At 52.9% G+C, this 12,183-nt stretch carries 11 protein-coding genes; 8 read left to right on the forward strand and 3 right to left on the reverse strand.

Annotation, left to right across the window (positions count from 1 at the left end):
• The first annotated feature begins 95 nt into the window (after window positions 1–95).
• From HH301_RS05930 to HH301_RS05940, 3 genes are all read left to right on the forward strand, one after another.
• A complete protein-coding gene (locus tag HH301_RS05930) occupies window positions 96–1,640 on the forward strand; it encodes an acetate--CoA ligase (protein WP_169569509.1) in 1,545 nt (514 codons plus the stop codon).
• 56 nt (window positions 1,641–1,696) lie between these two features.
• Window positions 1,697–2,833, forward strand: a complete 1,137-nt coding sequence (locus HH301_RS05935) for an FAS1-like dehydratase domain-containing protein (protein ID WP_169567557.1) — start codon at window positions 1,697–1,699, stop codon at window positions 2,831–2,833.
• Window positions 2,834–3,005: 172 nt separating this feature from the next.
• The gene (locus tag HH301_RS05940; protein WP_169567558.1) at window positions 3,006–3,974 is read left to right on the forward strand and encodes a DUF3179 domain-containing protein; all 969 of its coding nucleotides are present in this window, start codon (window positions 3,006–3,008) and stop codon (window positions 3,972–3,974) included.
• On the opposite strand, the gene HH301_RS05945 is transcribed toward HH301_RS05940, so the two are convergent.
• Window positions 3,948–4,799, reverse strand: coding sequence for a tetratricopeptide repeat protein (locus tag HH301_RS05945; RefSeq protein WP_169567560.1), 852 nt, complete (start codon window positions 4,797–4,799; stop codon window positions 3,948–3,950). The genes HH301_RS05940 and HH301_RS05945 overlap by 27 nt on opposite strands.
• 193 nt (window positions 4,800–4,992) lie before the next feature.
• Between HH301_RS05945 and HH301_RS05950 the strand changes: the two genes are divergently transcribed.
• The 3 genes from HH301_RS05950 (at window position 4,993) to HH301_RS05960 (ending at window position 8,037) form a co-directional block, all read left to right on the forward strand.
• Window positions 4,993–6,360, forward strand: coding sequence for a dicarboxylate/amino acid:cation symporter (locus HH301_RS05950; RefSeq protein WP_169567562.1), 1,368 nt, complete (start codon window positions 4,993–4,995; stop codon window positions 6,358–6,360).
• A 70-nt stretch (window positions 6,361–6,430) separates the two neighbouring features.
• Window positions 6,431–7,243, forward strand: coding sequence for a methyltransferase domain-containing protein (locus tag HH301_RS05955; RefSeq protein ID WP_169567564.1), 813 nt, complete (start codon window positions 6,431–6,433; stop codon window positions 7,241–7,243).
• A 35-nt stretch (window positions 7,244–7,278) separates the two neighbouring features.
• On the forward strand, window positions 7,279–8,037 hold the full coding sequence (locus HH301_RS05960; RefSeq protein ID WP_169567566.1) for an SDR family NAD(P)-dependent oxidoreductase: 759 nt from the start codon (window positions 7,279–7,281) through the stop codon (window positions 8,035–8,037).
• Between the two features lie 159 nt (window positions 8,038–8,196).
• Here HH301_RS05960 and HH301_RS05965 read toward each other — a convergent pair whose 3' ends face one another.
• Window positions 8,197–8,955 carry a substrate-binding periplasmic protein gene (locus HH301_RS05965; protein ID WP_169567568.1) on the reverse strand — a complete coding sequence of 253 codons (759 nt, stop codon included), beginning with the start codon at window positions 8,953–8,955 and terminating at the stop codon, window positions 8,197–8,199.
• A 481-nt stretch (window positions 8,956–9,436) separates the two neighbouring features.
• On the opposite strand from HH301_RS05965, the gene HH301_RS05970 reads away from it, so the two are divergent.
• Complete coding sequence (locus tag HH301_RS05970; protein ID WP_169567570.1) at window positions 9,437–10,297, forward strand: alpha/beta fold hydrolase; 861 nt, start codon at window positions 9,437–9,439, stop codon at window positions 10,295–10,297.
• Between the two features lie 3 nt (window positions 10,298–10,300).
• On the opposite strand, the gene HH301_RS05975 is transcribed toward HH301_RS05970, so the two are convergent.
• Entirely contained in the window at window positions 10,301–11,170 is an 870-nt protein-coding gene (locus HH301_RS05975) for a DUF2189 domain-containing protein (protein WP_169567572.1), read from the reverse strand.
• Between the two features lie 161 nt (window positions 11,171–11,331).
• On the opposite strand from HH301_RS05975, the gene HH301_RS05980 reads away from it, so the two are divergent.
• Window positions 11,332–12,120, forward strand: coding sequence for a substrate-binding periplasmic protein (locus tag HH301_RS05980; protein ID WP_277348804.1), 789 nt, complete (start codon window positions 11,332–11,334; stop codon window positions 12,118–12,120).
• Window positions 12,121–12,183: the final 63 nt, after the last annotated feature.

Raw genomic sequence — 12,183 nt, forward strand, 5'->3', positions numbered from 1 at the left:
TTGTCTATGTACAATAATAGAATCATATTGACAATACAATTCATTTTCGTCTGACTAGAGAAAAATAAGAAGAGTGCGATTGATTGGGAGAGACGATAGCGATGCTGACTGAATTCACGTCCTATGCGGATGCACAAAAACATTATTCGAAAGAGGGCTTGTGGGAGCTGTTTGACGGTGACCGGGAGCGGATCAATATTGCCCATGAATGTATCGATAGACATGCAGTCGGGGATCGCATCGCGCTGAATATTGTCTCCACCGAAATGGACACGGTTTCCCTGAGCTTTCAGGAAATTTCGGAGCTGTCCTCCAAATTCGCTCATGCCTTGGTTGCCAAAGGGGTCAAGCCGGGCGAGCGGGTGGCGATCATGTTGGAGCCGTCACTGGAATATTACGTGGGTCTGTTCGGGGCCATGAAGATGGGTGCGATTGCTGTTCCCATGTTTACCCTGTTCGGTCCGGATGGCATTGCTCTTCGGGTTGAGGATTGCAGCCCTTCTCTAATGCTGACCAATTCGGAAAAAGCAGCGCTCTGTCCAGATCGTGCGGATATGGAAATTGTTGTCGCCGATGCTGATTGGCTGGCAAGCCTTGAGGGATACCCCGCTCAGTATGACTGTAAGACAGCAGGAAGTGATCTAGCCGTGTTTCAATATACGTCCGGAACCACTCGCCAATTACCGGATGCCGTTCGTCATACCCATCGCTCTATCGTCACGCTGATGAATGCCGCTCTTTATGCGACGGGATTACGGCCGGGCGACGTATTTTTCTGTCCGTCCTCCCCCGCCTGGGGTCATGGGCTCTGGCATGGAACGCTGGCGCCCTTGGCCTTGGGCATTACCACGGGGACCTTTTGCGGGAAGTTCGATGGCGGCAGGCTGCTGGAGGTTCTGGAGGAGCTGAAGGTGACCAACCTGTCTGCTGCGGCAACCCACTACCGCCTGGCCAAGAATTCTGGAAAGGCTGGTGAACATCAGTATTCCCTTGAGAAACTCTCCTTCACCGGGGAGCCGATCGATGAGGATACAGCCGAGTTCCTGGAAGAGGTTTTCGGATTACCGGTCTGCAGCATGTACGGCACGACCGAGGTTGGGGTGATCCTCGCCAATTATCCGGGAGCCCCGGATTTTGAAGTGCGCAGCGGATCGCTGGGTAAAGCCGTTCCGGGTGTCGAGGTCGAGGTGCACCGGGCTGATGGCAGCGAATGTGCGCCAGACGAAATGGGCGAGCTGGTCGTTCTCCGGCAGGGGAAATGGTACCAGACCAAAGATCTCGGGCGGCGGGATGCTGACGGCTATTTCTATCACGGAGGCCGGGCGGATGATGTGATCATCTCTGCCGGGTGGACAATGAGTGCCGTGGAAATCGAGGATGCGATCCTCAAACATGAGGATGTACTGGAAGCAGCGGTTATCGGGGTGCCCGATGAGTTGCGGGGCCAGGTGGTTAAGGCCTTCGTCGTGTCGAAAAGAGCCGGCGATGATCAGTTCACAAAAGAAATTCAGGATCTGGTTCGCGGGCGCCTCAGCCAGCATGAATATCCACGCCTGATCAGCTTTGTACAAGATCTGCCCAAAACCCCTGCTGGGAAAATTCACCGAAAAATCCTGCGCGACCGGGAAGCTGCCGCGTGAGGACCTTCATCAACCAACATTGACAGAATAAGAAAATTTAGACTGGAGAAAACGACATGAATGCAGAATCCAAAACACTCTTTCCCAAGATCACCGAAAAAGGGCTAGAGGACCTGCGTAAACGGATCGGCGTCAAGATTGAGAAAACAGTGGAGCCCTGGTGTTATGAGGCGACGCGGGACAATATCCGCCATTACGCCCATGGTATTGGGGATGATAATCCGCTCTGGTGTGATCCTGAATATGCCAAAACCACCAAATATGGCGATGTGATCGCACTGCCAAGCTTCCTGTTTGCAACAAGCCGGATTGTCTCTGGTTATGTGGGCGGGATGCCAGGCGTGCACGCCATGTGGTCCGGAGCTGATTGGACATGGCATAAACCGGTTATGCGCAATGATGAGATCCGGACCGAAGCCTGGCTGAAAGATCTTGTAGAGCATGAAACCCGTTTTGCCGGAAAATCCATCCAGCAGATCTATCACGTGAATTTCTATAACCAGAAGGATGAGCTGTTGGCGGAGGCGGATAGCTGGTGCTTCCGGACTGACCGGGATATTGCGCGCGAACAAGGCACAAAATATACAGAAGTGAAAGCCCGTGAGCCAAAGGTCTACACCGATGAGGAACTGGTGGATTTCTATCGTCATTATGCCAAGGAAGAAATTCGCGGCAGCGAAACCCGTTACTGGGATGATGTAAGCGATGGGGAAGATCTGCAAACCATCGTTAAGGGCCCCATGACAGTGACAGGCTTTATTGCCTATGCCCAAGGCTGGGGCGGGCTCTATATTCGCGCCAACAAATTGAACTGGCAGCAGATCCACGCCCATCCGGGACTTGGCATCAAGAACGCGCAAGGTATCCCCGATTGTCCGGAGCGGGTTCACTGGGAAGAAGAGTTTGCCCTGAAAGTGGGCGCGCCGGGTGCCTATGACTATGGGCCGGAAAGGTGCTCCTGGCTGACCCATCAGCTCACCAACTGGATGGGTGATGATGGTTTCTTGCGGAAAGCCAGTTGCCAGGTGCGGCGTCATAACCCGGCTGGCGACCTTTTGTTCATCAAGAGCCATGTGGTGAAAAAGTATGAGGAAAATGGCCAATATCTGGTGGAGATCGCACAAGAAGCGACAAATCAGGATGGCGAGCTGTCCGCGTTTGGAACAGGGATTGTTGAACTGCCAAAACGCTAAGCTAAAGAGACATGTGACAGACCCTCTCTGCATGTTGGTCTGTCCCTGTGGAGAAGAGGTCGGCCGCAGCCCGGCCTCTTTTTTTGAGACAGCAGATGCTCTACACGGCATTGTGATTTGATCCATCGGCCTAATCCGGGGACCCTTTGGAAGTGTGTGATGGGAGGTATGGATGCGCGGACTTTACCTACTTTTTCTTCTCCTTCTGGCAAGCCCCGCGGCGGCGAACCCGGAGCAGTGGCAACTGGATCTGCTGAAACGGGAGTTTCCCAAGGCGGATTTTTCAAAACAGGCAGTTCCTTTGTCGGAGATCCAGTCAGGCGGTCCGCCGCGCGATGGCATTCCCGCGATTGATAATCCGGTTTTTCGCCCGGCAAGCGAATTGGATCTTGTGGCGACAGAACCAGTTATCGGGGTGGAAATTGGCGGCGCCTATAAAGCTTACCCGCTTCGGGTACTGATGTGGCATGAGATCGCCAATGATACGCTGGGTGATGTGCCGATTACGGTGACTTACTGTCCGCTTTGCAATGCGGCGATTACATTTCGGCGGGAGATGGGCTCCCGGCTGCTGGATTTTGGGACCACGGGGCGGCTTCGAAATTCTGACCTGATTATGTATGACCGGCAGACAGAAAGCTTCTTTCAACAGGCAACCGGCCGCGCGATCATTGGCACATTGATGGGCGAAAAACTGAAGATGATCCCCTCCCGTCTGGAGAGCTTTGCGGATTTCAAGGCTCGTGCAGGTTCGGATGCCCCGGTTCTGGTGCCCAACAATCCGGACCTTCGAGATTACGGGACCAACCCTTACGAGGGATATGATGAAGCGCGCCCGTTCCTTTACCGCGGGGAGATGCCAGAGGGGATTAATCCGCTGGAGCGGGTGGTCACGACAGAGGCGCGAGAGATTGCCTATTCCCTGAGCCTGTTGCGAGAAAAGGGGGAAATAGAGGCACCTGATGGAACCCGTTTCAGCTGGTCACCCGGTCAAAGCACCGCACTTGGCCACCGATCCATCAGTGAAGGAAAAGATATCGGCAACGTCACCGCTACGCGGGGTGGAAAAGACGTGGTTTATTTCGTCGAGTTCGCCTTCGTCTTTCATGCGTTCTCAGACGGACAGGAAATCGTGAAGTAGCGACGGGCAGCTAGTTTCCGTGTGTTTTTTGATCCAGTTGGCCAGCTTATTATCGAGGTCAGTGATTGTGGCTTTGACTTTTTGATCCTTGATTTGAGGTTTGACCCGCGCGAGATCGTTTCGGATCCACTCCATCTGATCGCTTCGGGACAGGTAACCATGTCCCTGCTGGATGTCGCTTGAGACCTTGCCTTCCAATTCTTTGAGCAGGTCAATCGCGATCGGGCTTTCCTCCAGTTGGTCAAAGGCTAAAGCCAAATCTGCATAAACCGAATAGCCGACCCCGCTCCGGTTAGCGACTTTCAGTTGATCCTTATAGCGTATCGCTTCCCGATATTTGCCAATCCTGAGCTGTTCCTCAATATATCGCATGATGGCAATGACGTTATCCGGGTCAATTTCGATCGCCTCGAGATATTGTTTGTTATCAATAAGTGTCTTAACTCTTTCCTGTTCTTTGAGCTTTTCAATATTGTTTTGGGAGACGTTAGGAACTGAGGAAATTGTGTTGATCACTTGGTTGCGGAAATTGACGTTCGTCTCATTAGCAGTCTGCACTTCCTGCTGCAGAGAGGCTATTTTCTTATTGAGGGTCGCCTCAATCTTGCCATCGGGGGCTATGGAGATCTCGATCGTGCTCCAGATCCCGATGCCGACCAGGATGGTGCCAACGACACTCATGACAGAGCCGCCAACCCCAAACAGATGTTTCTTGACGTAGACAATGCAGACGCAGATCAGCAGCCCACTGCCGAGCAACATGCCGACAATAGCCGTTGCGGCGGCAAGGTAGTGTTGTATAAGTGCTTGCTCGTTTCCATCCATTTCACTTCCCCCAAAGCGTTCAAGCAGTGGCCATCTGGGGCCATACGTAACATTAGAATTGTATTTACTACGGTATTTGTGATCGTTTGGCTAGTAGTCGCCGTGAACTACCCCGTTTAGCTGACCTGACAAGCAAGGTCGGTGGCGTTATACTGGCCACTGATCACGAACAGCAGTCGCGGGGGCAGCATCAATGGCGGTTTCACGATCACTTATCAGTTTGAAGGATAACCTTACTAGCCTGGTGGCCGGGCGGCTGTGGCTGCAGGTGATCATTGCCATGATTGCGGGAGTTGGCTTTGGTGTGCTGATCGGTCCGGCAACCGGCCTCTTTGAAAAAGACATGGCTGAGACCATCGCCGGATGGGTCGCGCTGCCGGGACGGGTGTTCCTCCTCGCCATTCAGTTTGTCATCATCCCGCTGATCGTGGCCTCGGTCATTCGGGGGATCGCGGCGGGCGAGGCGACGGAAAATATCGGCAAGCTGGGGGTTGCCTCCATCGCGTTTTTTGTCTTTACCACCATCATTGCTGTGAGCCTTGGGATCGGGGCTGCACTCCTGATCCAGCCAGGTGCTTATATCGACAGCGGACAGCTCAAAGCCATCATCCCTGAAAATATGCCGAGCGTCGAGGGTGCTGCGGCGGGCCTGCCGACACTCAAGGAGCTGCCCGGCCTTCTGACCGGGCTATTCCCTAAAGACCCCCTTGCCACTTTCGTCAGCGGCAACATGCTGCAGACGGTGATCAGCGCGGTTATCATTGGCGTTGCCCTTGTCGCCATGCCCGCAAGCCAACGCAAGCCGATCCTTGATCTTCTGGGCTCCATCCAGTCGGTTTGCATGGTGATTATCGGTTGGGTACTGAAGTTTGTGCCCTACGCTGTCTTTGGCTTGATCGCCAGCATCAGTGCACGGGTCGGGATCTCCACCCTGTTGGCGACAGCGGTCTATGTGGGGGCGGTGCTGGCCGGGCTGATCGGCTTACTGATCGTTTATCTCCTCCTCCTCTATCTCATTGGGCGCAAAGGGCCGATTGAGTTTTTGCAAAACACGCGGGAGGTGATCCTGCTGGCCCTTTCAACCTCCTCCTCGGCGGCAGTGATGCCGCTGACCCTCAGCACAACAGAGGAAAAGCTTGGCGTGCGGACAGGCATTTCCCGCTTTGTTATTCCGCTCGGCACAACCATCAACATGGGCGGAACCGCCCTTTATCAAGGCGGGGCAACCCTGTTCCTTGCGCAGGTTTTTCAGGTGGATATTGGCCTTTCAGGTATGGTGCTGGTGGTGGTGATGGCAACCGGCGCCTCCATCGGTTCGCCAGGTACACCGGGGGTCGGCATCGTCATTCTGGCCACCATTTTGGAAAGTGTTGGCATCCCCGCCGCCGGCATTGCCCTGATCATGGGGGTCGATCGGATCATCGACATGTGCCGAACCTCGGTCAATGTGATCGGTGACATGGCCGCCGCCGTGGTGCTGGACCGGATGATCAGCGATCCTGAGGGAGAGGGCGCAGAGGCGGTGGCAAAGACCTCAGTCGTTTCTGAGGAGACCGGTTGACATAAGAAGACTATAAAAAATCTCCAATCCAGGTATATTAAGAAAATGGATTATAGCTGGGGAGGTGGATTTGACGGCAAACACTAAATGGCAACTAACGGGGAATGCAGCTGAGTTATATGAGCAGTTTCTCGTACCCACCATCTTTATTCCATGGGCTCAGCATGTTCTGGCGCGGGTAACTCCGGCATTCGGGGAACATGTTCTGGACGTGGCGTGCGGGACGGGCATTGTTGCGCGCATGACCGCCGCCCGCGTGGGCCCTTCAGGCCATGTTTCAGGCGTTGATCTAAATCCGGGTATGCTGGAGGTTGCCCGGTCGATCGTTTCCGATGGGTCCATCAACTGGGTGCAGGCAGATGTCGCCGATATCCCGCTCGGAGATAACGAATTTGATAAGGCTTATTGTCAGCAGGGGCTGCAGTTTTTTCCAGATAAGGTTGCCGCGCTAACAGAAATAGCGCGTCTTTTAAAGCCGGGCGGCACCTGTGTGGCTGTTGTTGCTGGCCCTTTGGATCAAAATCCATTGATGAAAAGTCAGGTTCAAGCCCTTGAGAAGACCATCAGCGCCGAGGCCGCAAACGGGATCCGTGCCGTCTGTGGGTTGCCGGATGCCGGGACCATTGCCGGACTTTTCGAGGAAGCTGGATATCAGGATATTCAAGCGTCCACAGAAGATCTGACCCTATTTTATCCTGATGGGCATGAATTTGTCCGCAATGGGATCATGTCGACGCCACTGGCCGCCCTGATCGCGGATTGGGATCTGGAAAAGAAGGACGGCCTGATTTCAGAGATACTCAGCGGTTTTGGTTCTTATTTTGATGGAAAATCCCTGATTTTTCCGCACGTATCCAACGTCGTCATCGCAAAAGCCGCGTGAAGAGTTGACGGCGATATTCAGATGGGGAATGTGGTTTGGACATTAACGGCGCAATAGCTTTTGTGACAGGGGCCTCCGGTGGTTTGGGTTACCACATTGCTGAGGCACTCGCGAAGGAAGGCGTGCAACTGGCACTGGGCTATCTTCATGGGCAGGATCGTGTCGAGATAATCAGAGACAAGATGCAACAGCGGGGGGTAAAGGCCGTCCCTATCAAGCTGGATCTTCAGGATGCCCCCTCAATTGACGCTGCGATCGAGGCGACCCTGCAGACGTTTGGGGGACTTGATTTGCTGATCAATAATGCGGGTGTGGCCTCTGCCGGACATCATCTGCCAGCGGGTGACCTTGATGCACTCACCCCGGAGATTTGGGACCAATTGATGAGGATAAATGTTCGGGGGCCCTATCTTGTCTCCCGGGCGGCGGCGCCTCATCTCAAACGATCAAAATGGGGTCGGGTGATCAATATCGGCTCGACCATCAGCGAAGGGCAATCGCATGCAGATGCTGCCTATGCGCCGAGCAAAGGATCGGTTATCCCGTTGACCCGCTATCTGGCAGCGGCTCTAGCCCCGGATGTAACTGTGAACTGCATTGCCCCCGGATTAATGGAGGGCACCCAGATGAGCGGCGGCGCCCCGGGCGAGTATATTGAAACATGGCAGGGGAAGGCCCTGCTAAAGCGCACGACCAGCCTTGAGGATGTCGCCAATCAGGCCGTCACGTTCTGTAAAAGCGAAAGCGTCACGGGACAGACCTTGATCATGGATGGTGGCATTCATTTTTCCTGAGTGCGATCTGTTTCGAACCTTTTTTGAATGACAACTCCCCTCCACCCTATAGACCTCCAACATTTGGGGAGAAGGCCCGGTGGCAGGGCGAAGACCTCGGTCGTTTCCGAGGAGATCGGTTGACATAACCAGGCTGTCATAATGGCTAAAAGGATCCGATTATTCAGTATACTTGTTTCGTATCCTGTACAACGTTCCATCCCTTTCCATATCTTTCAGGGCTTTTTCCAGAGGCAGATACCCTTGAGTTTTATAGAAATTGGAGAATTTGGAGAGAGCAATAAACGATGGCCGACCCTCTAGTATGAGGGATGATTTTTTGATGGATTGTGAATATTTTTTTTCAAGATATTTCCCCAAAAGGGAAGGAACTATTACAGCATCTATTCTTCCTTTTCCGAGCATTCTGAATAACCCGGAATAGTTGGTGGCCTTGAGTTTGGTAAAATGGCGGGCCGTATCAAATTGTTGCGTATAGGTTGATCCTCTCAGGACGCCTACCGTTTTTCCGGTCAAGCCCTCAAGTGACTGTATGTCGGTGGCGTCTTTTTGAACATAGAAGGACTTGTCTTCTCTTGGTAAAGCGGTTTCAAGAAAATACATATATTGCTTGCGCTTTTCAGTTTTGTTAGGCCCAAGCATTAAGTCGACATCTCCCCTTTCGAGTAGGAAAAGTGCTCGCCTGAAAGGGACATTGATAAAATTCGTCTCTATGGAAGAGCGTTTACAGGCTTCCCTGATGATATCCACATAATAGCCAGAGTAATTGGTTTCAGAGCCAAGCTTTTCAACTATCCTGTAAGGCGGAGAGTGATTGACTGCGATCGTTATTTTAAGAGGGGTAGCACCTGCCGAAAAGGTCGCGAGACATAAAAGACATAAAACGGTACTCAACAGGCGCAATAGGGGGGGGAGCAAAAGGAACTCCTTAAATTTTTGATCCGAAACCTAGATAGATTTAGCTGGATTTGGAAAGTCTGAATGGCAGGCCTGTGGCTTGGAAACTGTAAATGAAGGTTGTTATCTCAGCAAATAGGGTGGAATTTCTTCATTTTTCGTTACTTTTTTCCAACAATATACACTGTTGCCATAGCGAGACAAATAAAGTTTCCAAAGCTGGCGCACCGCTCAGAGGCCTGGCAGTGAACCACATGGCCGCTGTTTTGACAGATTGGTGATCGGGGGACAGGCAATAAATCGCAGGATATATGCGGATTGCAAGAATTTCTAATATTCAAATTCCAGCCTGAAATCTCTTGTCTGAACGGTTTGAAAACCGTTTGACGGATCGTGCATGGCATCGCGCTCTATCGTTTCAGCCCCGCGCCAATAGACCTCCATCTTCTCTTCGCTTATACTCGCGGTAACTTAATCAAGACCAACATTTGGGGGAGAACCCATGGGGCCGATTTCAAACAGTTATATCTCGCAGCGCCTGAAGCTTCATTATGTGGATTGGGGGAATGAGGGGGCGCCGCCCCTGTTGCTGATCCACGGCGGGCGGGATCATTGCCGCAACTGGGACTGGGTTGCCGAGGAGCTCCGCCATGACTGGCATGTGATCGCACCGGATTTGCGCGGGCACGGGGATAGCAGCTGGACCAATGATGGTAATTACCCCATGCAAAGCTATGTCTATGACATCGCCCAACTTGTTCATCAGAAGGAGCTGAGCCCGGTCACCATTGTTGCCCATTCCATGGGTGGTAACGTGGCGCTTCGCTATACGGGGCTCTATCCGGAAACAGTTCGCAAACTCGTGGCGATTGAGGGACTTGGCATGTCACCAAAAGTACAGGCGGAGACGGCTGCCAAACCGGTTGCCGAGCGGTGGCGCGAATGGATCGATAAAAAGCGGGCCGCCAGCACTAAATCCCACCGAAAATATGAGACCTTCGCCGATGCGCTGGCCCGCATGAAGGCGGAGAATAAGCACCTGTCGGATGAACAGGCCCTGCATCTCACCGTGCATGCGGTGAACCAGAATGAGGATGGAACCTTTAGCTGGAAGTTTGATCCGGCCATGCGCGCCTGGTGGCCGTTTGATACAGAGCCCAAGGAAGTTCAGGAGCTGTGGTCAGAGATTACCTGCCCGACCCTGCTGCTTTATGGGGCGGATAGCTGGGCGTCCAACCCCGTGGAGGATGGGCGGATCGCGCATTTCAAGACGGCCACGGTCAAGACCTATGAGGAGGCCGGGCACTGGCTACATCACGATCAGTTTGATCGCTTCATGACAGAGCTTCGGGACTTTCTCTAAGGTTTAGTCGTCCGTCATCAGGCTGCCGGAGGGGTGGGATTGCCCCTCTGGCAGGTCACCAGACATGACCTGCTTGTAGGCGTGCCAGGTTGCATGACCAATGAGCGGCAGGGTAATGGCAAGGCCGATGCCTGCGGTGGCAAGTCCGATTCCTGTGAAAATGACAATCATGGCCGCCCACAGGATCATGGCATTCTTGTTGCGCACAATCGCATAGGCGCTGGTGATAATGGAGGGCAGGAGCACGGATTTGCGGTCGACCATCATGGGCATGGAAAAGGCGCCTGCGACGAAGATAACCGCCGCAAAAACGGCGCCAACCAGTGCAATGGAAATGCCGAAATAAATCCCGTCCATGCTCAGGGCCCGCTCCAGAATGACCATCCAGTCCGGCATCACGCCTTTGAAGTTGAGGGCGAAAACCGTGAAGGAAATGCGGATCCAGATCTGGAAGATAAAGGCCATGGCCATGCCGAAGCCAAAGATACCCAGCTTGTTGTATCGGGCGGCGGTAACAGCTCCCCAGAAGGTGGCTTTCTCCCCCGCTGCGTGGGCGCGGCTAATTTCGTAGAAACCGATCCCGACGGCAGGCCCGACCAGCAGAAATCCGGTAAGGCCCGGCAGGATCAGGTAAGGCCAGCCCATAAAATAGAAGCCGAAGGAGAGAATGATCCCGGCAATGATGAAAAGAGCCGCATAGGAGACGCTGACAAAGGTATTCGCCTTCAAATCCGACCAGCCAGCAGCAAGCCACCGCCACACATCTTCGGTCGTGACATCGCTGACGAGGCGCATGTCCTCCACCAGCAGGTTGGCCTTGCTTGGACCGCGAGTGGTCCGGGCATTTGGACTGCTTTCATCCCCGTTTGTCATTGATCCCTCCCAAGCTCAATTCTTTTGTCCATCAGATTAAAATCACTGATTGAATTAGTAAAGCGATCTGATGAAGAGAAGGCGGTTGGTCTCCGCTTTTTTGCGTGCGGATTGATCTGCAATACCGAAAAGTCCTGATCTTTAGTTGCATTATTTCGAAAATGCCTAATATTATCTGCAAAAGGTCAAGCGGCACTAACAGAAGTGGTACGGCGAATTTGCGGTCTGGGATAGTTGCTTTCATATTTTTTTGCCTTGTCTTCATCCGGCCAGCGCAGTCTGAAGAAGCAGCGGTTTTTGTCTGCAATGAATTTCCCCCCTACAAAATGGAGAATAGTCCGTCAGGCCTGCCCGGTTTTGATGTGGAATTCCTGAGGGAAGCTTTTGACCGCGTCGGCATTCCCTTGGAAATTCAATATATGCCCTGGAAGCGGGCCCTGGATACAGCCAAAAAAGGTGAGGTAAGCGGGGTGTGCAGTTGCTCCTACACCAAGGAGCGAGAGGCCTATTTATTGTTCTCTGAGCCATTGGGAAAAGCCTCGTCTGGATTGTTCAGTCTGGCGTCACAAAATTTCGAGGAAGTCCAGGGGCTTGAAGAGGTGGGCAAAAGATCCGTTGGGGCAATCAATGGATATAATCTGATCAAAAAACTGGAGGCGGCAAAAGTTCAGCGGACGTTTGAGCTTTCCAGTGAGAAGCAGGGGCTTCAGATGCTGCTAAAGGGCCGGATCGATTTTTATTACAGTTATGAGGCGCCTGCCCGCTATTACCTCTCACAGCTACAGGACGCGCAGAAGGTTAAGTATCAGGAGCTTTCCTCGACGGACTATTATTCCTGCTTCAGTAAGCCAGCGCCAGGTTCGGCTGAGCTTCTCAAAAAGTTCAACAGAGGGCTTGCTGAAATCAAGGCCGATGGGACCTATGACGCAATTCTCAAGAAGTACAGATAAGCAAACGCCGGACGGCATATTGCTTTTGTCTTAAATAAGTATATCTTCACATACTGGGCTAAT

It is taken from the genome of Sneathiella limimaris (genome assembly GCF_012932565.1).
In the GTDB taxonomy this organism is placed as follows: domain Bacteria; phylum Pseudomonadota; class Alphaproteobacteria; order Sneathiellales; family Sneathiellaceae; genus Sneathiella; species Sneathiella limimaris.

What these genes read in the sequence shown, in the direction of transcription:
- HH301_RS05935 (WP_169567557.1), top strand. Translation starts at nt 1,697, where the DNA reads ATGAATGCAGAATCCAAAACACTCTTTCCCAAGATCACCGAAAAAGGG.
- HH301_RS05940 (WP_169567558.1), top strand. Translation starts at nt 3,006, where the DNA reads ATGCGCGGACTTTACCTACTTTTTCTTCTCCTTCTGGCAAGCCCCGCG.
- HH301_RS05945 (WP_169567560.1), bottom strand. Translation starts at nt 4,799, where the DNA reads ATGGATGGAAACGAGCAAGCACTTATACAACACTACCTTGCCGCCGCA.
- HH301_RS05950 (WP_169567562.1), top strand. Translation starts at nt 4,993, where the DNA reads ATGGCGGTTTCACGATCACTTATCAGTTTGAAGGATAACCTTACTAGC.
- HH301_RS05970 (WP_169567570.1), top strand. Translation starts at nt 9,437, where the DNA reads ATGGGGCCGATTTCAAACAGTTATATCTCGCAGCGCCTGAAGCTTCAT.
- HH301_RS05975 (WP_169567572.1), bottom strand. Translation starts at nt 11,170, where the DNA reads ATGACAAACGGGGATGAAAGCAGTCCAAATGCCCGGACCACTCGCGGT.
- HH301_RS05980 (WP_277348804.1), top strand. Translation starts at nt 11,332, where the DNA reads ATGCCTAATATTATCTGCAAAAGGTCAAGCGGCACTAACAGAAGTGGT.